The organism is Longinema margulisiae, assembly GCF_025266855.1.
Lineage (GTDB): Bacteria > Spirochaetota > Brevinematia > Brevinematales > Thermospiraceae > Thermospira.
Genome location: NZ_CP053071.1, coordinates 1,362,269 through 1,385,017, shown reverse-complemented (window position 1 = coordinate 1,385,017; position 22,749 = coordinate 1,362,269). Strand labels below are relative to the sequence as shown.

Below are 22,749 nucleotides of genomic sequence, written 5' to 3'. Positions count from 1 at the left end.
GCCAATATGAGAACATAAAAAGTGCTCTCCATCCCATCACAAAGAGTCTCTCCCCACAAGAAAAAAGCCCCACCCTCCTCCTCATAGAAAAGGCAAAAAAGTCTTTTCTTTCCCCAAACGTATCTTTTCGCTTAACAGCAAAAATTACTTTCTGGCTATTACCATGTTTCAGCAAAACACCCTCTTTCTCCCACAATCCCCCCTCATCCCCTCTCCCAAAAACAGCCACTTTCAAGGCTTTTTCTTTTTTTCTTGCTGTTCAAGGGGGTGATAGGCTTCATGCTCCCGCCTGAGATAGGAAGAAGACACATGAGTATATACCTGTGTGGTCGAGATATCCGCATGTCCCAAAAGCTCCTGAACACCCCGAAGGTCTGCCCCTTCCATCACGAGATGCGTGGCAAAGCTATGCCTGAGGGTATGAGGGGAGATCTCCTTGTCAATCCCTGCTCGACGAGCCCTTTCCTTCACAATACTCCACACAGAAACACGACTGAGAGGACGACAAAGCCTCGAGAGAAAAACCTCATCCCGACTCTTCTTGCCCGCTAAAAGAGCTGCCCGATAGGGAAGATAACGAGAAAGCCACTCCATCGCACGGGCCCCAATAGGCACAAGCCTTTCCTTGTTCCCCTTGCCAAGCACACGAAGAAGCCTCTCATCCCGGAGAATATCATGAAGCGAGAGACGGCACAACTCCGACACCCGAAGCCCACAGGAATAGAGAAACTCAATGATACAGCTATCCCTCACCTCCTGAAAACTCTCCTCCACCGGCACAATCATGGCCTCAATCTCCTCCACGGTGAGATACGATGGAAGCTTCTTGAGATATCGGGGGGCTTCCAGAAGGTCAAGGGGATTTTCCTTTATCCACTCCATCCGGAGAAGAAAAAGAAAAAACCCCCTGAGAGCTGAAATTTTTCTTGCCACACTTCGAGCCACAAGCCCCCGCTCATAGAGAGAAATAACAAACTCCATCACCTCATCATACCCGAGAGAGAGAAGCTCCATCTTCTCCTCTTCAAGAAAAGAGAGAAAATCCCCCACATCCTCAAGATAAGCCTCCACGGAATTCTCCGAGAGCTGTCTCTCATACCGAAGATATCGCTCAAATTCAGATCGAATGGTCTCGTGACTCACTGCCACAGGCTTTTCCCCTTGGCAATCGTAGTATTATCCTTTTTGCGAACCAGGGTATGAATCATCTCCCTCTCATCAGAAGAAATCTCCACAAGAGACAGAAGTTCATCCCCCTCAAAACTCTCAGCCAAACAATGAAGCTCAAAATAACGGATATGCCTTCTCTGATACCATTCAAGTGGTATAGCCTCCTCCATGAATTCAATATAAGCCGCCGTATTGGTATGCCCATTGAGGTCCGTATCACTCCGCCGCACAAGAATATCCCGCTGAGATCGGTGTGGATAACACGCAGGATCTATCTGATTCCATCGCGTGAAGGCCACTTTCAATCTCTCTGGTGGGGTATCACCGTAGAGCTTTTCATAGAGCGTATTCATAAACTCTGGGGGACGAATGGGTTTTCGTGTCGTCTTATCAAGAACCACCCACTGAGAAGTTGCCCGTGCTACTGTTTCCCCTTGTGAAGAAATAGCATAATCTCGATACACATAGAGCCCCTCTCTTGCCGTTGACCAGGTGGAGACCACTATCTCAGAAAAAGAAGACAGATTCTCCGGTATCTCCATCCAGACACGAAGAAGTGCCCAGGTCATTCCCCGGCGAAACATGCTCTCAAAATCCACCCCCAATTGATACGCATGGTCATCGGCCACCTCAAGAAGATAACGACAGAGGGTGGCCACAGGGATAGTCCCGATGGGACTTTTTTCCGTGAACCGAACATCAAACCTGTTCTCATACCGTGGCGTCATGAAGACCTCCTGGAAAGAATAGCCAACAGATGCTTCACCTGATCCTCCAGAGAAAGGTTTCTCGTCGCCGTATCCTGAAGAAGACCATCAATGGCCTTGCTACACTCCTGATCCGTATAGCCCAAAACCCGCATCGCCATCAAAAGCTCCAGCCGTCTCTCTGCAAGTGGCGACACCTTTTCCCCCTCGATGGGGATTTTTTTCATCCTGTCCTGAAGCTCAAGAATAATCCTTGATGCCGTTTTTGGTCCAATTCCCTTGACCTGTCCCAAGCGAAACCCATCGCCCTGGATAATAATCTCCCGAAGATCAGAAGCAGAAAACTCCGAAAGAATCCGAAGAGCCTGCTTTGGCCCCACCCCACTCACCTCCTGAAGCGAGAGAAAAAGCCTCCTATCCGCTGCATCCAAAAACCCATACAAAGCCACCTCTGTCTCCCGAATCATGAGATGGGTATGAAGCGTTACCTTCTCACCAGCCGTGAGTTTCTTCGCTACAGAGAGAGGAACCGTAACCAGAAATCCCATACCCTGATAGTCAAGAACCACGCTCTCTTCATTGACTTCCACAACCCTACCAGAAAGAAAGGACAGCATACACCCTTGCCTTTTTCTTTTTATCATAGGGCAGAGAAAAAGAAAATGCAAGTTTTGAAAAAAGAACACATTGAGAAAATCTTCACAAAATGTCGTTCCACATATGAAACTGAATAGCTATTTTCACATTTCTTATGAACAGGGAAACAACACAAAAGCTTTCTGTTCTGATGCCTATTGAAAAAAGTTGAGTTTGAAAGCATTACGACAAGAAAGAGCTATTACCCTGTTTCAGCTAAACCATTGCTCTTTGCTGAAACAAAGTCATAGCTTTCGCCTCTACCGCGATGCTATATCTAAAAAGCCCTGCTGGAAGAGAAGCCCTGCGGGCTGGTGAAAGAATGCCTGGTTCTTTTATCACCCCTTTTTTTCTGTACCCCACCGGGCCGCTTTTGCGGTCGTGTGCTCTTTGTTGTAAGGTGGAAGTCCTTCCGGAGTGAGGGTGCAGGAGGCACCCGGGGCGACATCTTTTGTTGCTTTTTCTCAAAAGCCCACCGAAGTGGAGCCGCGGGGACCCCGCTTTAGCGGGGAATCGGCAAAGCGAGGTGGGCGTTATGCTTCCGAAGTCAGGAGGACGAGTTGTGGTTGCCGAAGTCCAGAGGGCGAGGCAATGTCGCCCACGGAGGAAGGACTTCCCCGGAAAGAGATGAGGTCTTTCTATTTGCCCGCAAAAGCGGCCCATTTTCCGTCCGAGGCGCATGCGTAGCATGCGACGAGGACAACGCCCCTTTTGCCCCGCGCGGGAGCGCTTCATGGAGAAAAGGAAGATGGGTAGCAAAAAGAGCCTAAAACTGAAAGAAAAAAGATGGTTAAACAAGCATTCAGTTTTTTTGTGAAGATAACCATTCTGTATGAGTGTGGAACGACAGAGAAAATCTTCACAAAAAGCCCCCAAAGTGTTTCTTGACAAAAACATTTCAGACAACTATAATATTGAGAAGATGGCAAGGAGAATTATTGCATGAAAACGCACCATACTATCATCATAGGCGATTCAAGACACATGTCAGAAGTGCGCGATCAGAGTGTTCACCTGATTATCACCTCCCCGCCTTACTGGCAACTCAAAGACTACGGACACGAAGATCAAATTGGTTTCAATCACACGTATGAAGAATATATCAATCATCTTAACTTAGTATGGAACGAATGTTATAGAGTCCTTATGGACGGTTGCCGGCTCTGTATTAACATCGGTGATCAATTTGCCAGATCTGTCTATTACGGTAGATACAAGATCATCCCTATTCGAGAAGAAATCATCAAGTTTTGTGAAACCATTGGATTCGATTATATGGGGGCCATTATCTGGCAAAAACCCACCACAATGAATACCACCGGTGGAGCCAGCATTATGGGAAGCTTTCCCTATCCAAGAAATGGTATCATAAAAATTGATTATGAATTCATTCTTATCTTCAAAAAACCTGGTCCTCCTCCAAAAGTTTCTAAAGAAATCAAAGAACTTTCAAAGCTTTCCAAAGAAGAATGGAATGAATATTTTAACGGTCACTGGTATTTTAATGGCGAAAGACAGAACGAACACATTGCCATGTTCCCGGAAGAACTTCCCAAAAGGCTTATCAAAATGTTTAGTTTTGTAGGAGACACTGTTCTTGATCCCTTTTTGGGAAGCGGAACAACCTCTTTGGCTGCCGTGAACCTTCATAGGAATTCCATAGGATATGAAATCAACTCCTCTTTTCTCCCCATCATCAAAAAAAAACTGGCTATAGAAGAAAAAAGAGCCATCGCTGATTTTATTTTCATAGAAACAGAAAAACAAAATATAGACTGGGACAAACACATTAGTCGCCTTCCTTACATTTTTGTTGACAAAACAAGATTTGATAAGAAAGTAGATCCACGGAAACTTTCTTTTGGTTCACGCGTAAGTAGCGAAGAGAAAAAGAGTACCACCACTTATTATACTATCAAAGAAATTCTTTCTCCGACAACACTCCTCCTCAATAATGGCGTCAAAGTAAGACTGATAGGAATCAAAACAAACCCTCAAAAAGAACAGGCTGCTATCGACTTTCTTAAACAAAAAACCTCCGGACAAAGAATTTTCCTGAAATTTGATATAAATAAATATGATGAAGAAGGGAATCTCCTTGTGTATCTCTATCTCAAAAATAAAACCTTCATAAACCTGCATCTTATAAAATATGGTTTTGTTGAGGTAGATAGAGGCTCTGAATATTCTCTCAAAGAGCGTTTTCTGCAAACCGAGGAAATGATATGTCAAAAGAGTGGATACTAAATATTGCCATCAACCGCTGGGGACTGCAGAAAAAAAAGAATGTGGGTGCTGTATCCGAAGAAATCAGAAAATGCTCTCCCAAAAATATAGAAGAATGGGAACGGTATTATTATGAAAATGTACGTTCAAAAGCACATTTAGAAGAGTTGGGCAGAAAACTCTACACCAAAATATCAGAAGTTCTTCATGCAGAAATCCAATCCATTACAGAAGAAGATTGTATTGAGTACATCAAAAACCTTGTCATAAAAAAAACTTTCGAAGGCTACATAACTGAAAAGAAAACCATCTATGGACAACTTCAAGAATTACTTGGAACTCCCATTCACCCTGCACCAGATGAATGGGATAGAAAATATAATGTAGACTTTTATATTCAGGTGAGAAATTCTTATATTGGCCTGCAAATAAAGCCCATAACCTTTGAACATGCCCCTCAGTACGCCCAAACACTGCAACAACAACACCAGAGAACAGCCGAAGCCTTCAGCAAAAAATTTGGAGGAAAAGTATTTTATATCTTTTCTATCAAAAAAGAAGATAAAAAAGTAATTTATAACACTGAAGTCATCTCCCAAATACAGGAAGAAATAAAAAGATTGGAGCAACTTCCATGACAGAACAGAGAAAAAAATATCACCTCAGCCCTATCATTTTTGGACTTCTTCTCCCCCTCTCCCTCTGGGCAGGACCACTCTTTCATAGAAGCACAGAGGTTCAGGAGGTAAGCACCAAACACTTTCGTATTCTCTATGCCTCTTCTCAAACCAACACAGTGGCAAGGCTTGTTTCCATGGCTGATACCATCTATGAGGAATGGATAAACCGACTTGGCCTTTCCAAAACCTATCGTTTTCTTGTCATTCTCACCCCAGATGTTGAAATGATGAACGGCATGTTTACCTCTCTTCCCCGGAATACCATCATCCTCTATGAGTACCTCTCAGATCCCATGCTTGTTCCCTCCGATGACGCTCTCAAAGCCCTCTTCACCCATGAACTTCTTCATGCTATTTCCCTCAGTGTGAGAACAGCCGAATGGGACTTTCTTTCCTTCATTATGGGGGATTTTCTCTCTCCACAGTATGTTCAACTCCCCTGGTGGATGATTGAAGGGATTACGGTAAGCGGTGAAAGTGCCTCCGGTCATGGAAGAGTGAACTCCCCCTCCCACAGAGCCATTCTCATTCAGCATCTCCTTGAGAACCGGTTTGAGGACTATAGCGATGTGGCACAAATGCGCTATAGCAAGGGCAGTTATCACTACATCTATGGTGGCTTTTTTAGCGACCACCTTCAGAAGAAATATGGCTGGGAAAAATATGGCGAACTTTTCAAGGTAAGTGCCACAAGGTTCTGGCCTTATAGCTTTCAGTCCACCTTTCAGAGGGTTTACGGCACCTCTATAGAGAGAGAATGGGCTTCTTTTCGTTCCAATTTTCTTCTTGAAGTGGTCCGACTCCCCATCGAAGAAAAATTCCTCAAAGAAGGAAAATCCCTCTCCCTCCGCAGCACAAAAAATGCACTGTACATTATTGATAGGGAAAAAGACAAGATCTACCAGTGGAAAAACCAGAAGCTTGTGTACGTGGGAGACGGCGAAGATGTGGCCTCTGATGGGATAGCGAGAGCCTTCAGACGAATTCGTTTCAAAGAAGGCAAACCCCAGGACGGCTTCGTGCTCTACCAGAACGGAAAGAAGACCTTTCTCCCACACGTAAGGGACATGGATATTCAGGGAAACCGTCTCCTCATGGTCAAGGTGGATGGGTTTGAAAGCCGTCTTGTTTTTCAGGACAATGGCCTTTCAAAAATCCTTCTTGAGGCTCATCCCTATAGACAATACCTGTTCCCCCGTTTTGTGGACGATCAGAGGTTTGTGTGTGTCGTTCTCATCACCAATAGACCCTATCTTGGGGTGGGAACTGTTGAGAGCGGAGAGATGACGTTCTATGATCTCTCAGCGTATGAGATAACCTCCCTTGCGGTAGAAAAAAACAACGTGTGGCTTACCCTCTTCCCACGAGAGGGAAACAGTTTGGGAAGAATTGGGCTCTTTTCTCTTGAGGAAGAAAGGCTTGACGTTTTTGGGGTAGAAACAAGTGGGGGATTTTATCAGATAGGAATTTTCGATACCGAACTCTATGTCATCAAACGATACACCGAAAAGTCGCGGTGTGTATCGATCAAAAAAGATGAGGTTATCAGCAAACTCCCCAAAAAAGAAGAAAAAAAAGAAAGTCTTGTCCTTGACTTTACCCCTTATCAGCAGGAAAACCTTGTTCTCTCCCCCTCTTCAGCAAGAAATCTCTCCGATCAACTCCCGGGAGTGAGAATTCCCCTTCTCTACCCTGATCCGATTGCCCTTCTCTACGGCTATGTCTTCTGGGATAGTAGTCTTTTCCTCTACAATGAGGATCCCCTGCAGGAAAACTCCACCTCTATAGAACTCCACTATTTATCACCATGGCAAACCATGTCGTGGTATGGAGAGTGGCAAAATCGCTATTTTTATCCCTTCTCTACCTTCATAGGCTACGGTGGTTATCTTACTCCCTTGGGACTTGAACCAGGAAATCTTGTAACGGGCTTCTCCTACCAGTGGGACGTTTCTTTCAGAGAAAGGATTGCCTGGAGAAATGCCTTTCATTTCACCCAAAACTTCTCTTTTGGTTATACCACCAGCCTTGTCTGGGCCATCTCCCAGGGCTATCTCTCCACTCCGTATGACATCTTCCAGGGACCACTCTTTCTTCAGGCTTATGTGGACAACAGCAAAAATTATTACACCTATGGAAATCTCGTCTACTCCACGAAAGGACTCTCGCTTGGCATTCTTGGTGGCTGGGGGAATGTAATCTTCTTCTCCCCCCTTGACACGCTAAGAAACTATGCCGTTCTCACAGAAACCCTCCCAGAAGATTCCCCAACCTACTGGGGACGCTCTTTCTACAACGGTGTGGTGGGCACCCATGGCTTCTGGGTTCTTCCCCTTCGTGTGGAAGCAGGCTACAAGCATTTCCCTGTTTACTTTGAATCAGTGGGAACTGTGTTAGGTTCATACGCCCTTCTCCTTTCAAGGCCGAATACTCTTCGAGAATTCTACGGGGCCTACGTCCAGATTTATGCTAAATGGCTTTTGGGGTATGTGCTTCCCCTCACCACCCTCTGGGAATACCAGTACACCACGGATGGGTGGTACACCTCTCTTGGTATAGCCTCAAGCTTTTGAGAATAGCTTGCCCAAGAGCGGCACTTTACAAACGAGGCTACCTGGAGTTTTAGAGAAATCCCTTTCGGCAGGATACTCATAGGAAATCTCAAAAATCTCCCAGGAATGAAAAACTAAACCCAAAAAGATAGGTACTCTACACACAAAGACGTCTGTCCCTTCCCCCCAAAGGACAACAAGACCAAAAACACAAAAACCAATACTTTTTTCACTAAGATAGCACCACAGACAAGAAAAGAGAAACAAAAGCCTTACGTTCTATTCGTCTCTCTCAAGCCATTCAGGATAGTAGAGAAAACGGAAACAATGCGGACATTGCTGGAGTTCAATCTCCTCCACAGGAAGATTTGGTCCAATCTCTCCCTGAATCATCGTGGGAAGGATAGTGTAACACCCGGAACAGGTATCCCCATCCAGAACCGACACAATAGCCATCCCCTTTGTCTTCTGAAGAAGAAGATCAACATATTCAATCACAGAGACATCAAACTCAGAGGCGATATTTTTCTTGGTTTCGCTGATAAAGGCAAGCTCATCCCGATGTTCAGCCTCAATAGCGGCAATGGTTTCACGGAGAGCCTTGATTTTGGCATCATTCTCAGCCATGCTGGCATTGATCTGATTGAGTTCTTCAAGAGTATCACTCTGTTTCTTGGTCTCGTAGTCTATCTGGTGAATAATCATGTTGAGATCCTGCTGGAGCGTTTCCATCTCCTTTTCCCAGGCCTTGATCTGACGGGTAATCTTCACCTTGTCTTTGTTTTCATCAAGATCCTTGATTCGTTGTTCTATCTGTGCCTTCTTCTGCTGTTCATCCTCAAGTTTTTTCTGGGTGGCATAGATATTCATCTCAAGGTCGTTTTTTCTTGCCACCAATTTGGCATTATCCGCAAGAAGCCTTTCCATCTTTTTTTCTTCTTCAGCGTACTTGCGACGAATCTCCTGTTCACGATTGTAGAGTCTCTGATATTCCACGAGTTTCTTTATCTTGTCAAGACGGATTCCACTGGCGAATGATATCATGAATAGCCTCCTTTGAGAATAGGAAACATGGGCCCACCTGGGCTCGAACCAGGGACCCACTGATTATGAGTCAGTTGCTCTAACCGGCTGAGCTATGGGCCCATTCCCTGTTTCCAGGAAGTAGTATTATAACGAAACTAAACGCTTTTGTCAAATTTTCTTCCTGTAAGACACAGAAAAACGGTTCGTGATTGGCATACGCCTATCCTTCCCAAAAGCCCTGACACTCACCTTGATACCCGGAGGGGCCTGGCGCCGTTTGTATTCACTTGTATGAATCATCTTGATCACCCTGTGCACCACCTCAGGTGAAGGAGCCATCCTGTACATATCCTCAAGAGAGAGGTCCTCCTCCACATACGCCTGAATCAGTGGGTCAAGCACCTCATAGGGTGGAAGACTATCGGTATCCTTTTGATCTGGCCTCAGTTCAGCCGAAGGAGGACGGGTGAGTATCCGTTCAGGGATAACCGGCGAAAGGCTATTTCTATACCTTGCAAGGGCATATACCTCCGTCTTGAGCACATCCTTGATCACCGCAAATCCTCCTGCCATATCCCCATACAGCGTAGCATAGCCCGTACTCATTTCACTCTTATTGCCCGTGGTGAGAACCAAATACCCAAACTTGTTTGAAAGCGCCATCACAATATTCCCACGAATACGTGACTGAAGATTCTCCTCGGCCAAGCCAAAGGGCGTATCCTTGAAAAAGGGTTTGAGTTCCTCAAGGTAATGGTTAAAAAGTCCCTCAATGGAGAGTTCCTCAAGATGAAAACCAAGGTTCTTGGCTAAAGCAAAACTATCCTCACGGCTGATATCAGCAGAAAACCGGGTGGGAAGAAAAAGCCCATGCACACGGCTAGCTCCCAGAGCATCCACGGCAATCGCCGCCACTAAAGCCGAATCAATCCCCCCACTGATCCCAAGAATCACCTCTTTGAAACCATTCTTCTCCACATAATCACGGGTACCCACCACAAGCGCCTTGTACAAAAGGGGAATATCCTCTAGCATGGGTTCCACGACACTGACAATAGGGGCTTTTGGATGAGTTTCTATCTCAAGCATTGTCTTCTGTATCTCCCAGGGCAAGGTGGCCTTCTGGAAGTAGAGCTTTTCCTGCCGACGTCTGGCATCCTTGAGCCTATGGAGAAGAATATTGGTGGGAACAATATCCATACACTGGTAGTCCTCCTCAAATGCCTTCAGCCGACAGAAACATTCCCCCTTGGAACCAAAAACAGAAGAGTTCCCATCAAAGACCAACTCATCCTGCCCACCCACCATGTTCACCATTACCACGGCTGCATTCTCATCCGATGCCCTTGTGGCCAGCATTCTCTCACGAAGAAGGGGCTTCTCCTTGTGAAAGGGAGAGGCACTGAGATTGACCACCACCTGAACATCCTCAAGAAGACAGGCATAATGCATGGGACCATCAGGATACCAGATGTCCTCACAGATCGTAATGGCTGTTTTGATACCATTTATCTCACAGAGAGAGAGATGTTTTCCCTCATTGAAATAGCGCTTCTCATCAAACACCCCATAATTGGGGAGAAAAATCTTGTGATAAACAGAAACAATCTTCCCCCCCGCAACGAGGGCCGCCGCATTATAGATGCCACTCTCATCCTGATCAACAAACCCCACAAGAAGAGCGGTGGAAATATGCTTTGAATGCCCAACAAGTTTTGCCAGGGCCTCCTGGTTGGCCTCAAGAAACTCCGTTTTGTACAACAAATCCTCAGGAGGATAACCCACAAGAGAAAGTTCCGGAAACACCGCTATATGAGCCCCATCCTGATTTGCCTGCCTCCAGAAATCAAGAATCTTCTCCGTATTAGAGGAAATCTCTCCTACTGTGGGGTTCACCTGACAGAGAGCTACCCTGAGGTTTTTCACCGTCTACTCCTTATGGGCTATGTTATTGGTCGTTATCAAAAGCCGAACAAGGTGATGCCACATCTGAGGGGTCATGAGGTAACGGGGAATCTGGTAGGGATCAGAGGGAGGCCATACCGCTGGTTTCCCCGCTATGGTAAAGGCATAGGCGTAGTTTTCTTTCTGGAGAGTTTCGATAGTCACAGGACTATACAGACCAAACGGATATCCAAAAAGCGTCACGGAAGTACCCAACCTCTTTTCCAGTACCCGTTTACTCATCACAATCTCACGAAAAAAACCGCTTCTATCCGTTTCATACAACTTCTGATTCACATAGAGATGATAATACCCATGGGCTCCAATCGTCCATCCCTTGTTCTGAAGCCTTTGAATGTCCTCCCACGTCAGAGCATAGTGTACCCTTCCGATAATAGCCGGGTACACAAAAAGGATAGGTTTTATCCCAAACTCATCCAGAACTCCCTCAACATTTCGGATAGAAACATTGGCATCATCAATGGCGATCAGAATATTTCTGCTCCCTTTGAGATTGGTGAATAGCACATCCTGCCAGCAGACAAAACGATATCCGGCATTTCTCAAACTCTCAAGATGGTTTCGGAACACCTCCGGCCGAAAATTGTAGGGAGAAGAGAGATTCGTAGAAAACGTGTGATAGCAAAAGACATACATCTGACTCTGCTGGGCATAGGCTACCACCACAAGCAAGAGAAGCCACCAATGTTTTCGCATGCTCTTTCTCCTACGAAATATAGTGCGAATTGATCTTCACATAGTCATGGGAGAGGTCGCATGTCCAGACAAAGAAATCCTTATGTCCAATATTGAGATCAATCCCAATGGTTATCTCATTCTCACGCATGAGGGTATCCGCCTGACTGATCCCATTTTTTTGTGGCTCTCCATTCTCAAACAACACCACCCCATTGAGAGTCACCACAACCCTCTCCAGTTCAAACTTGGCTCCAGAATATCCCATTGCAGCAAGAATACGCCCCCAGTTGGGGTTCTGGCCAAAGATGGCTGTCTTGACAAGATACGAATCCGCCACACTCCTGGCAATCTTTTCAGCATCCGTGGAGGTAAGCGCGTTTTTCACCTCAATCTTCACCACCTTGGTAGCCCCCTCCCCATCTTTGACAATCATCTTGCCTATCTCCTGACAGAGAAAGATGAGGGCCTCTTTGAAGGTCTGGAAATCCTCATTTTGCTGGGTGATAGGGGGATTTTCCGCCATACCATTGGCCAAGAGAAACACGCTATCATTGGTGCTGGTATCATTATCTACTGAAATTCTATTGAAGGAGAGGTTTATGGCATCCTCAAGCGCAAGGGTAAGCATCTCCTTTGAGATAACCGCATCCGTAGTGATATAGACTAACATCGTCGCATGCGGAATCTTGAGATTCGGCTTGATCATACCGGCTCCCTTGGCCGTAATCCCCAACCGAACAGGTGTTCCTCCGATCTCGCATTCACAGGCCAGGGTTTTGATCTTGGTGTCAGTTGTCATAATCGCTGTCGCATAACTACGCACATCATTATCAGCCCGAATAGAATTGCAGATTCGCTGTACCCCATAGCGAATCTTATCCATATCTAACTTTCTTCCTATCACCCCGGTGGAGGCCACCATCACAGAACCAGGCGCAAGACCAAGATATTGTTCGGTGAGAGCCACCATCTCTTTTGCATTTTGGATACCTTCTTCCCCTGTCACACAATTGGCATTCCCGCTGTTGGTGATGATAGCCTGTATCTTATTTTCAAGCCGCTCCATATTGACTAAAATAGGTGCCGCCTTCACCCGATTCTGGGTAAAAGCACATACCGTCTCACAGGGAACTTCACTATAGAGCAGGGCAATATCCTTGTATCCACCGTATCCACCCTCCTTGAGCCCACAGGAAACCCCCGTGGCACGAAATCCTTTCGGGGTATTGACCCCTCCTTCAATAACACGCATCTTTTCCATCATTCCACTCCTTTTTGAATTATCAGTCCCGTAGTTTCAGGCAGCCCCATCATCAGATTGGCATTCTGGATAGCCTGACCAGAAGCCCCTTTTACAAGATTATCTATCGTACTGACAATAACACCCATCTTTTGAGAAGCAAGATACGTAAAAGCCATATGAACCTCATTCGTATGCTGCACCCACTTCAGTTGAGGAAATCTCCCCTGAAGAATACGAACAAAAGGGGCCTTCTCATAGCTCTTTTGCCAGACAGCATACACCTCTTTTGTCGGATCCCTGTCAAAAGGTATATAGATAGTCGAGAGTATTCCCCTATCAAGGGGAAGAATATGGGGAGTAAATATAACGGATATCTCCCGCTTCGCTGAGAACGAAACCTCCTGGGCAATCTCTGGCTGATGCCTGTGATTTCCCACACTATAGGCATAGAAATTTTCATTCATCTCTGAGAAAAGACCGGGAATATCGGTTTTTCTCCCACGCCCAGAAAACCCTGACTTTGAGTCAGCGATCACAGGACCTTCTTTCACCAGTCCTGCCTCAAGAAGGGGTAAAACAGGAAGAAGGATACTCGTAGGATAACACCCGGGATTAGCCACAAGACGGGCCTTGGCCACCATTTCTCTTCTGAGTTCCGGAAGTCCATACACCGCTTCACTAACTAAGTCAAAAGAGGGATGAGCAAACCCATAAGCCTTCTCAAAGACCGTTTTGTCTTTGATTCGATAGGCCGCACTGAGATCCACTACCTTGATACCCGCCTGAAGAAAACGAGGGGTAATAGCCGCCGAAGCCTCATGGGGAAGGGCAAGAAAAACGAGATCAACATCCCTGAAGTTTGACTCAGCCTCAAGGGAAACATAGACCATATCCGTATACTCAAAAAGATAGGGCTCACAACTCCCTATCGTCTTTCCTGCCTGGCTCTCAGAGGTGACAAATACCACCTCGAAAGCCGGGTGTTGTTTTAGCCAGCGAAGAAGTTCAATACCGGTGTATCCACTTCCTCCGCATACGCCAATACGAAAGCGTTTCATGCCTCAGCACTCCCATCATCATCAGATCCAAAGTCTAACTGAGGGGATTCAGAGAGACGCTTTCGGATGGCGTCTTCGATCTTCTGATACATATCAGGTTTACTCTCTATGAGAGCCACAAGGTTTTCTCTTCCCTGGGCAACCCTTTCCCCATTCACAGAATACCATGTCCCGTGCCTCTCAATAACCCCACAGACAAGCCCGGCGTCCACAAGACAACCCGCTTTGGAAATCCCCTTCCCAAAGAGAATATCAAACTCAGCCGAACGGAAAGGAGCCGCCAATTTATTTTTCACCACCTTCACCTTCACACGATTGCCGTAGTTCTCTTCTCCCTTTTTCAGGGTGTCCTTCTTGCGAATCTCCATACGAATAGAGGCATAAAACTTCAACGCAAGCCCACCGGTGGTGGTTTCTGGATTTCCATAGGTCCCGATCTTCATTCGAATCTGGTTGATGAAAATGAGAGCGGTTTTGGTCTTGTTGAGAATAGCGGTAAGCTTTCGCAGAGCCTGACTCATAAGACGGGCCTGCATCCCCATAACCGCATCTCCCATATCCCCATCGATCTCCGCTTTGGGAACAAGAGCCGCCACGGAATCCACAACAATGAGATCTATGGCATTACTCCGGATGAGACTCTCCACAATCTCAAGAGCCTGCTCGCCGGTATCCGGCTGAGAGATATAGAGATTGTCCACATCCACTCCAAGGCTTTTCGCATACGAAGGATCAAGGGCATGTTCAGCGTCAATGAAGGCACAGATTCCCCCTCGTTTCTGGCACTCGGCAATGATACTAAGCGTGAGTGTCGTCTTTCCCGAAGACTCAGGCCCATAAATCTCTGTGACTCTCCCAATAGGAATCCCCCCAATACCAAGGGCAAGATCAAGGGTGAGCGCACCCGTAGGGATAACAGGAATATCATTCGTTTTGCCCCTGTCCCCCAACTTCATGATGGCACCCTTGCCAAACTGCTTCTCTATCTGGGCTATCGCCGCCTGAAGGGCTTTTTCACGTTCCGAAGTATCCGCCATAGTTTTTCCTCTCTTTTTTCCTTTTAATAAAAGAGATTATAAGGAAAAGGGAAAAAAAATACAACTTTGAAAGCCCTCTCCTCCTACGAAAAATCCCCCTACGATGAGAAAAAAGCCTCCACTATCTCCACGTTCTCTCGAACATGAGAAGGTTTGGTCATACTCACTAAGAAAGCCGTCACCCCCTCCGCACGAAGCAAAAAACGAAAAGCCTCCTCTTTTCCCCCTGTTATCTGGCGCCACTGTCCAGTCTTATAAAGGGGATGATGTTTTCGTACATCCTTCACATAGCTCTGGGGATCAAAGGCTCTGCCTGCCAAAAACCCTTGAGCCAAAGGGCTATAGGCAAGAAAGCCTATAGACGCCTTTTGACAAAAGGGGAGAATCTCCTCTTCTGCCTTCCTGTTGACAAGATTGTATTCTGTCTGCACACTGACCACATCCATCCACTTGACGGCTTTGGCGAGAAGCCCCACAGAAAAATTGCACACCCCTATATGGCGAATAACCCCCTGCCTTTTGAGTTCCTGAAGCGTTTTAGAGACCTCAAGAAGCGGTGTTTTCTGGTCATACCAGTGCACCTGATAAAGATCAATATAATCAGTTTTCAGACGACGAAGGCTATCCTCAACCTCCCGCAGGATATCATCACGGCTAAGAGAGAGCCATATACGAGAATCATCCCACTGAATGCCGCATTTGGTAGCAATCACAATCTGCTTGCGAACAGAAGAGAGAACCGTCCCAATCCTCTCCTCCGAAAGCCCCCGTCCATAGAAAGGGGCTGTATCATACAGGGTAATCCCCCGATCAAAAGCCTCTTCCAGAGAACGAAGGGCAAGCAAACTCTCCACATCCGGCCATCCCTCTTCTCCCAGGGCCCAACCACCATACCCAATCACCGAAACACGAGGACCGTTCTCCCCAAGCAAGCGATACACCATGAACTAAGCAAGGTCCTCCAGATAGTTTGCTATCGTATAACAAAAATCCCCGATATGCTCGAGATGTTTCACCATCTCCATGTAGATAATCTCTCCCTCAATATCAGCCCCCTTGATCAGCTTGTTTTCCACCAATTTTCGGAGCCGATTTCGCTTGGAGTTGATGGCCTTTTCCATCTTTTGAGCTAGTTCAATACTATGATCTTGAAGCCTCTCCTGGAGATAGTCCACATTATACTTAAGAAAATCCAGCACTTCATAGGTATACTGGATAATCTCTTCCATGCCATTTTTATGAAACTTCAGCTTCTTTTTCTTCTTCTTCTTCAAAAGAGAAAAAAGCATACTGATACTGGTACTGATACTTCTGATTTCTCCAATGAGAATCAAATACGCATTGATCTCATAACTCTGTTTCTCTGTCACAATAGTTGTTCGACACTCCGCCAAAAAACGGGAGAGTGTTTCTCTCATCTGCTCAATATACCCATCCTGTTCCTGGATATGAAGTTCCGTTTCCTCAATGACCTTGAGATCTTCTTTCACCACACGGAGAAACTGAAGAGCCATCTCATAGGTCATACCAATCATCCGACCTATTTCCCTTTTAGCCATTCCGATATTAGCCTCTGCAAAATCAGGCATCCCTACCCGAATAGGCTTGATTTCATAGGTCTCATCAGTGAGTTTCTTCGGCTTGACCCACCAACTCACAATAGCCGCAAGCTGGGGAATAAACCATATAAGAAGAACAGTATTACAGATATTGAAAAGCGAATGAAAAGCCGAAAGGTGAAAAGGAAGATGTTCTGGCACCTGAAGCGGCCCAGGGATCAGTCTATCCACAAGTCCTACAAAGGGATAAAACACCACAAGCATCCATGCTACCCCAATCAAATTGAAAAGCATATGGGCTCTCGCCGCCCGTTTCGCGCTGATATTGAGATGAAGCGACGCAAGATAAGCCGTGATGGTTGTTCCAATATTCTCTCCCAGTACAAAACCAAAAGCAATCTCTGCGGGAATCCAACCTTTGTACGCAAGAGCGATAGTAATTGTCATAGCCGCACTTGAAGATTGAATGATAATAGTCAAAATAGTACCGATAATCACCGCCAGTACTACAGAACCAAACCCAAAGCCTGAGATTTTCTGGATAAAACCAAGAACCTCCACATGGTTTCTGAGATCTGGCACAGCATCTTTGAGAAGTCCAAGACCAAAAAAGAGAAGCCCAAAACCAACCAAAAACTCCCCAAAATTTCGCCACCTCTCCCGACTGCTAAAAGCCATAGGAAAACCAATAGCAATAGCAGGCATAGTGAGAAGCCCTATATCAAACTTGAACCCAAAAAACGACACAATCCAGGCAGTCAGGGTCGTTCCAATATTCGCCCCCATGATCACACTGATCGCCTGCGTGAGATTCATAAGCTGGGCATGCACCAATGTAACCACCATCACCGTCGTCGCCGATGACGATTGAATAATACCTGTAATCCCCAACCCTACAAGGACACCCCCAAGTGGGGTTTTCGTAAAAAAACCAAGAACACTTTTGATTCTCTCGCTTCCTGCTCTCTGGATAGCCTCGCTCATGATGCGAATACCAAAGAGAAAGATTCCAAGGCTACCCAAGAAATTAAATATCCCAAACCACACCTGTGCCACGCCTGGCTCCTTTTTCAAAGTATGTTATCATAAAGCAAAAAACAAGATATCGCAAGAAAGAAGAAAAGAGCAAAAACAATACCGAGACCCTTGCGCGGGTGCTTTCTTGCCCTTTTTAGGTCAGGGGCTACGCCCCTCTTCCCCGTTTTTTCTGTTTACAGGGGCTTATTTGTCTTTTCTATTCAAAAAATAGGATTATTGATTACGAAAAGAAATATTTTTATACTATTTTTGTTTTTTTTTATTACTTTTTTGAGACCTTCGCACATTCGTGCAAAGGTCTCAAACCAGAGAAAACTTGCACTCTTTCTCCTTTTATTTTATAATAAAAAAGCAGGAGAAATGCCAGATGAAGAAAATCCTTATCATTGACGATCAGAGAGATGTGCTTCACCTTTTAGAAAAGACCTTGAAGGCCGCTCATTATGACGTCCTTTGTCTCCAGTTTGTGCCAAAGATTCAGGACATTCTCCAGGAAGATCCCGACATGGTGATCATTGACCTGCTCATGCCGGGAGTTGCAGGCTATACCTTAGGACAAGAACTCATCAACTCACGAAAAGGAAATAAACCTCGCATCGTCCTTATCTCCGGAAGAAATGAAGACATTCTCAGACAAAAAGCAGAAGACATCAAGGCTGACGGCTGGCTTGCCAAACCCTTTCGGGCCGATGAGGTTCTCACTCTCGTTGAACGTCTTCTTTCTTAAAGACCACAAAAAAGTTTTTCTCTCCAGAGAAAAACTTTTCTCTTCTCAGATTTCTCAAGAAAACCCCTGTATGGGACCAACGCCTTCACTTGATGTTCTTTTGTTCAGAAAGCCACTGTCTATCCTCATCCGTAGGGTTGACCAGCTTCACACCGGCATGCTCACCCTCGACATAGACAACTTTTGTTTCAAAGGTTTTGCCCCGAAACTCTACCTTTATCACTTCCCCCGCGTGAAGCTTCGTCACCCCTTCAAGCCCGATCCCGTCCTCAGAAATATCATCAATATGGCACTCCTGCCATTTCCCCTTTGCCTCATACCGCCCTGGGATATCAATAATCTCTCTTTCAAATTGCCGTCTATCGATAAACATACCAACCTCCACCATTCTACCTATCGGCTTCTTCTTCCCAGAAATTCAGTTTTTTCTAAAAAAAGAAAAAACTTATCGCCCTTTGTAGTTTCCTTCTCTCAGCATCTTCTCACAAACAAAACAACTCCTCCTTTCTATAGCCTTCTCTTTTTTTTCCGATAGAGTATAACACAGAAAAAAAGGAGATCCTATGTCCCGTTCTCTTTTTACCCAGGTTCTCTGGAATGCCCTTCTTCTTCTTTTTATGATTGCCGGCTGTTCGTCCAGCACCCTCCCCTCTTTCTCTCCCGTGAGAGAAGAGACCCCTCGCCTCAAGGTGCTCCTTTTAGAAAATCTGTCCAGTATTTCCGTGTCTTTTTCAGGAAGTTTTGTCTTCAAGACTGGTTCCTATCAGGAAACAGGCAAAGGCAAGGTCTTTCTCTCCGCGGAAAGCAACAAACTCTCCGTCAATGGTGTCCCTCTCGAAGAAAGCTGCTGTGAATTTCTTGGGGAGAGTTTCCGTCTCCCCCAGGGGAATTACAAAGGGAGTCTTTTGGTACTTCTCACCAATAACCGTCTGATGCTCATCAATGTGATTGACATAGAAACGTACCTCTACAGTGTTGTTCCCTCGGAGATTCCCCCGACCTGGCCCAAAGAGGCCCTCAAAGCCCAGGCCGTGGCTGCACGAACCTACGCCCTCTATGAAATGGTATCCAGTCGACAAAAAAAACTCCCCTTTGATGTCTATGCCGACACACGTTCCCAGGTTTACAAAGGAGAAAGTGCCGAATACAAAGCCACTTCTCTCGCTGTTGATGAAACACGGGGAGAGGTTCTTCGCTATCAGGGAAAAATTATCCCCGCCTATTTCCATGCGGCCAGTGGTGGTTTTACGGAAAATAGTGAGGAGGTTTTTGGGATAGCCTGGCCTTATCTCAGGTCCCTTCCCTCTCCCTATTACAAGGTGTATCCAAACAATGAATGGAAAATCGAAATCCCCCTCTCCGCACTCTCTCAAAAGTTAGGCACCGCCCCCATCAAAAAGGTGGATGTTTTAGAACGTACCCCATCGCAACGTTTGAAAATTGTCCAGTTCACCGATGAGGCGGGGAGAACCATCAAGATCCCGGGTACCAATCTCCGGGCCATGATTGGACCAACCCTCATGAAAAGTACCCGTGCCAACATTCGTGTAGAAGAGGAGAAGCTCGTTATCCATGGGGTGGGATATGGTCATGGGGTAGGACTTGCCCAGTGGGATGCCTACGGGATGGCTCTTGCTGGAAAATCCTACAAGGATATCCTTCTCTATTTTTATAGTGGAACACAGTTAGAAAGACTCTGGTAACTTCCCCCTTTTCTTTGAAAGACTCTTCAGGATTTGCCCCTCCAGCCTATCTGAGGAAGCCCCCACAACTCCTCCCGATGAGTCCAGGCAAGAAAAAACCAGTTGAGTACAAAAGCTATCAAAAGGTATCCATCCCGCCAAATTCCCAATAGCTGGCCGGCAAAAAGATTTGAAAGAAAAAGCACCATCACCACCCAGGCATCCGGTCTCAAAAAAAACCTCACGAAAAAGGTGATTATCCCCCCTACAAGGGGTATGATCCCAACGGTCACGGCTCCCCATACCCCAAGGGTGGCCGCTACTGCCTTTCCCCCTCGAAAACCCAAGAATGGCGAAAAATGATGCCCAAAAACCGGTGAGAGAAGCACCGGGATAAGTCCCCAACCTCTCATTCCCCACAGATGATAGGCTAGCGTAACCGGCAAAGCCCCCTTGCCAACCTCAAGAAAGACCACGAGAACCCCTATCCATTTCCCACCGGCTCGAAACACATTCGTCGCCCCAGGGTTGTGATCCCCGTACTCCCGCACATCTACCCCCAAAACCCATTTCCCCAACCATACGGCAAAGGGAATCGCCCCCACGAAAAACCCCAGTGCTGTCCCCACCACCACCTGCCAGAAATCCACCATATCCCCTCCTTTTGTCCTATGCCTCTTTCAGACGCCATTCATATTCCTTTTCTTTTTCTTCCACCTCTGAAGCCAAGGTATAGTATGCCTCATACCTTTCTTCAAGGGTTCTCTCCACCTGTTTCAGAGACACTCCATACACCCTGATTCGCTCCCCGTCAGAGACCACAGAAGCCTCTAAAAGAAGGGTTGTGAGACGATTTTTTTCCTCTTCCAGTTCAGAGATCTCTTTCTCTAATTGAGTAAGCCTCTGCTGCAAAGGCTTCAAAACCTTCGATTTTTCCTGGACAATCTCCGCCCTTTTCTGGCGATTTGTTTTCTGACTTGTCCCGGAAGAAAACGCTCTTTTTTCCTCAGCCTCCCACTCCCAGCCAATCTTTTCAAGAAAATCATCATACGTCCCCTCAAACACCTGCACCCTTCCCTCATTGAAGATAACAAACTTGGTGGCCAACACACGGAGAAAAGCCTCATTGTGAGTTACCAAAACAATCCCCCCGGGAAACTGGTCTAAAGCCGCAAGCAAGGCATCGGTAGCCTCCATATCTAAGTGGTTGGTTGGCTCATCAAGAAGAAGCAGATTCGAAGGCTTTGCCAAAATCTTTCCAAGAAGCACACGATATCTCTCCCCTCCCGACAAAACCCTGATCGGTTTTTCGGCAAGACTCCCCTCAAAAAGCATAGCCCCTGCAATGGTTCTGGCCTGAGTTCTGTTTCTTTCACCAAGGCTATTCATAATCTCTTCTTCGATGGTATTCTCCGGATGGAGCCTCTCCACCTCTGTCTGCCCAAAGTACTGCACCCTTGCCTGGGGATGGTAGGTGATTTTTCCCCTCCAGGGAGTCTTATACCCTTGGATTACCTCAAGAAGCGTCGTTTTTCCCTGGCCATTTCGGCCCACCACGGCCACACACTCGCCCTTTTCCACACGAAAGGACAGGTTCTCAAAGAGAGGTTTCTCATATCCAAACGAAAGTCCTTCAATCTCAAGCAAAATTTTTGCACTCGTCTCTGCATAAGGAAAATGAAATTCCAATTCTGGAAGCTTCTCAAGTTTTTCCTTGCGTTCTATTTTGGCTAACATTCGCTGTCTCGACTTCGCCTGACTGGCAAGCCTGGCCTTCGCCCGAAAACGGCTGATAAAGAGTTCTATCTGCTGTCTTTTTTTCTCCTCGTGAATTCTCGTTTTTTCGTACACCTCTTCCTCAAGGGCAATCTGATTGTACATCTTCTCCGTCTTGCCTTCCATTTTTCGGATACGCTGACGATGGATATAAAGCGTGTGGGTGATCACCTCATCAAGAAAATCCCTATCATGAGAAATAATCACCAACTCCCCCTTCCAGCCTAAAAGGAGATTTTTCAAAAAACGAATGGAAAGAATATCCAGATAGTTCGTAGGTTCATCTAAAAGCAAAAGATCCGGCTTTGAAATAAGCACACAGGCAAGAGCAAGCCGCATCTGATACCCGCTGGAAAGGACCAACGGAGAGAGCCCTACCATCTCATGAGTGAAGCCAAGTCCATGGAGAAGTTTCTCCGCCTCATAGGCAGGCTTCTCTTCCCCGGGAATATGCTGTCTCACCTCATCAAGAACGGTTTTCTCTCTCCAGACAAGGTGCTGTTTGAGATACCCCACCCTGTAATCCCTGGGGAATACAATTCGTCCCTCATCCACCTCTTCCTCTCCTGAAAGAAGACGAAGAAGGGTGGTTTTCCCGCTTCCATTTCTCCCGCAGAGCCCTATCCTCTCCCGGGGGTGAATGGTAAAAGACGCCTCTGAAAAAAGCTTTTGTCCTCCATACGATTTGGCAATATTCTCTACCGCAATCATCCGTTTCTATCCCCACTCCTTTCTTGCACCCCTTGCAGGGGTGGGTTCTTATCCTTCCTGGATCAGGGGCTACACCCCTGAAACCCCGTTTTTTCTGTTGACAAGGGTTTATTTGTCTTTTTTCATCCAAAAAATAGGCTTGTTTATTATAGAAAGGAATATTTTTATACTGCTTTGTGCTTTTTTATTACTTTCTTGAGGCCATTGCACATCGCAATGGCCTCTTCTCTTGAAAAAAGGCTGTCCCTTCTCCTCTTTCTGTCCATATCCAGACTATC

General features: G+C 46.1%; 19 protein-coding genes and 1 tRNA gene. 5 read left to right on the top strand and 15 right to left on the bottom strand.

Annotated features, from left to right (window positions below):
• Positions 1–231: 231 nt before the first annotated feature.
• From xerD to ruvA, 3 genes are read right to left on the bottom strand one after another with little or no spacing between them, the layout of a single operon-like run.
• Positions 232–1,149 carry a site-specific tyrosine recombinase XerD gene (gene xerD / locus BREVNS_RS06190; protein WP_483426150.1) on the bottom strand — a complete coding sequence of 306 codons (918 nt, stop codon included), beginning with the start codon at positions 1,147–1,149 and terminating at the stop codon, positions 232–234.
• Positions 1,140–1,898 (bottom strand): acyl-[acyl-carrier-protein] thioesterase, encoded by a 759-nt coding sequence (locus BREVNS_RS06185; protein ID WP_483426149.1) that lies wholly within the window; start codon positions 1,896–1,898, stop codon positions 1,140–1,142. Before BREVNS_RS06185 ends, xerD begins: the two co-directional genes overlap by 10 nt.
• Positions 1,895–2,494 carry a Holliday junction branch migration protein RuvA gene (gene ruvA / locus BREVNS_RS06180; protein ID WP_483426148.1) on the bottom strand — a complete coding sequence of 200 codons (600 nt, stop codon included), beginning with the start codon at positions 2,492–2,494 and terminating at the stop codon, positions 1,895–1,897. Before ruvA ends, BREVNS_RS06185 begins: the two co-directional genes overlap by 4 nt.
• Before the next feature lie 961 nt (positions 2,495–3,455).
• Between ruvA and BREVNS_RS06175 the strand changes: the two genes are divergently transcribed.
• From BREVNS_RS06175 to BREVNS_RS06165, 3 genes are read left to right on the top strand one after another with little or no spacing between them, the layout of a single operon-like run.
• The gene (locus BREVNS_RS06175) at positions 3,456–4,760 is read left to right on the top strand and encodes a DNA methyltransferase (RefSeq protein ID WP_483426147.1); all 1,305 of its coding nucleotides are present in this window, start codon (positions 3,456–3,458) and stop codon (positions 4,758–4,760) included.
• A complete protein-coding gene (locus BREVNS_RS06170; RefSeq protein ID WP_483426146.1) occupies positions 4,739–5,377 on the top strand; it encodes an MjaI family restriction endonuclease in 639 nt (212 codons plus the stop codon). The genes BREVNS_RS06175 and BREVNS_RS06170 overlap by 22 nt, the downstream gene beginning before the upstream one ends.
• Positions 5,374–7,992, top strand: coding sequence for a hypothetical protein (locus BREVNS_RS06165; protein ID WP_483426145.1), 2,619 nt, complete (start codon positions 5,374–5,376; stop codon positions 7,990–7,992). Before BREVNS_RS06170 ends, BREVNS_RS06165 begins: the two co-directional genes overlap by 4 nt.
• A 258-nt stretch (positions 7,993–8,250) precedes the next feature.
• On the opposite strand, the gene BREVNS_RS06160 is transcribed toward BREVNS_RS06165, so the two are convergent.
• The 9 genes from BREVNS_RS06160 to BREVNS_RS06120 form a co-directional block, all read right to left on the bottom strand.
• Positions 8,251–9,015, bottom strand: coding sequence for a zinc ribbon domain-containing protein (locus BREVNS_RS06160; protein ID WP_483426144.1), 765 nt, complete (start codon positions 9,013–9,015; stop codon positions 8,251–8,253).
• Positions 9,016–9,043: 28 nt separating this feature from the next.
• A tRNA-Ile gene (locus BREVNS_RS06155) sits at positions 9,044–9,117 on the bottom strand.
• 48 nt (positions 9,118–9,165) lie between these two features.
• Positions 9,166–10,923, bottom strand: coding sequence for an NAD+ synthase (locus BREVNS_RS06150; protein WP_483426143.1), 1,758 nt, complete (start codon positions 10,921–10,923; stop codon positions 9,166–9,168).
• A gap of 3 nt (positions 10,924–10,926) precedes the next feature.
• The gene (locus BREVNS_RS06145; RefSeq protein WP_483426142.1) at positions 10,927–11,658 is read right to left on the bottom strand and encodes a polysaccharide deacetylase family protein; all 732 of its coding nucleotides are present in this window, start codon (positions 11,656–11,658) and stop codon (positions 10,927–10,929) included.
• A 10-nt stretch (positions 11,659–11,668) separates the two neighbouring features.
• Positions 11,669–12,901 carry a bifunctional ornithine acetyltransferase/N-acetylglutamate synthase gene (gene argJ / locus BREVNS_RS06140; RefSeq protein WP_483426141.1) on the bottom strand — a complete coding sequence of 411 codons (1,233 nt, stop codon included), beginning with the start codon at positions 12,899–12,901 and terminating at the stop codon, positions 11,669–11,671.
• Entirely contained in the window at positions 12,901–13,941 is a 1,041-nt protein-coding gene (gene argC, locus BREVNS_RS06135; RefSeq protein ID WP_483426140.1) for an N-acetyl-gamma-glutamyl-phosphate reductase, read from the bottom strand. Before argC ends, argJ begins: the two co-directional genes overlap by 1 nt.
• Positions 13,938–14,978: a recombinase RecA gene (gene recA / locus BREVNS_RS06130; RefSeq protein WP_483426139.1), complete on the bottom strand. Its 1,041-nt coding sequence runs from the start codon at positions 14,976–14,978 to the stop codon at positions 13,938–13,940. The genes argC and recA overlap by 4 nt, the downstream gene beginning before the upstream one ends.
• A gap of 98 nt (positions 14,979–15,076) precedes the next feature.
• Positions 15,077–15,922, bottom strand: a complete 846-nt coding sequence (locus tag BREVNS_RS06125) for an aldo/keto reductase (protein WP_483426138.1) — start codon at positions 15,920–15,922, stop codon at positions 15,077–15,079.
• Between the two features lie 3 nt (positions 15,923–15,925).
• Positions 15,926–17,593 carry a Na/Pi cotransporter family protein gene (locus tag BREVNS_RS06120; RefSeq protein ID WP_483426137.1) on the bottom strand — a complete coding sequence of 556 codons (1,668 nt, stop codon included), beginning with the start codon at positions 17,591–17,593 and terminating at the stop codon, positions 15,926–15,928.
• A 349-nt stretch (positions 17,594–17,942) separates the two neighbouring features.
• Here BREVNS_RS06120 and BREVNS_RS06115 point away from each other — a divergent pair, with 349 nt between their 5' ends.
• Positions 17,943–18,302, top strand: coding sequence for a response regulator (locus BREVNS_RS06115; RefSeq protein WP_483426136.1), 360 nt, complete (start codon positions 17,943–17,945; stop codon positions 18,300–18,302).
• Positions 18,303–18,387: 85 nt separating this feature from the next.
• Here BREVNS_RS06115 and BREVNS_RS06110 read toward each other — a convergent pair whose 3' ends face one another.
• The gene (locus tag BREVNS_RS06110; RefSeq protein ID WP_483426135.1) at positions 18,388–18,675 is read right to left on the bottom strand and encodes a PilZ domain-containing protein; all 288 of its coding nucleotides are present in this window, start codon (positions 18,673–18,675) and stop codon (positions 18,388–18,390) included.
• 190 nt (positions 18,676–18,865) lie between these two features.
• Between BREVNS_RS06110 and BREVNS_RS06105 the strand changes: the two genes are divergently transcribed.
• On the top strand, positions 18,866–20,005 hold the full coding sequence (locus BREVNS_RS06105; protein WP_483426134.1) for a SpoIID/LytB domain-containing protein: 1,140 nt from the start codon (positions 18,866–18,868) through the stop codon (positions 20,003–20,005).
• Positions 20,006–20,031: 26 nt separating this feature from the next.
• Here the strand turns inward: BREVNS_RS06105 and BREVNS_RS06100 are convergent, their stop codons facing one another.
• Together BREVNS_RS06100 and BREVNS_RS06095 are read right to left on the bottom strand one after the other, a co-directional pair.
• A complete protein-coding gene (locus BREVNS_RS06100) occupies positions 20,032–20,637 on the bottom strand; it encodes a glycerol-3-phosphate acyltransferase (protein ID WP_483426133.1) in 606 nt (201 codons plus the stop codon).
• A 16-nt stretch (positions 20,638–20,653) separates the two neighbouring features.
• Positions 20,654–22,471: an ABC-F family ATP-binding cassette domain-containing protein gene (locus BREVNS_RS06095; protein ID WP_483426132.1), complete on the bottom strand. Its 1,818-nt coding sequence runs from the start codon at positions 22,469–22,471 to the stop codon at positions 20,654–20,656.
• Positions 22,472–22,749: the final 278 nt, after the last annotated feature.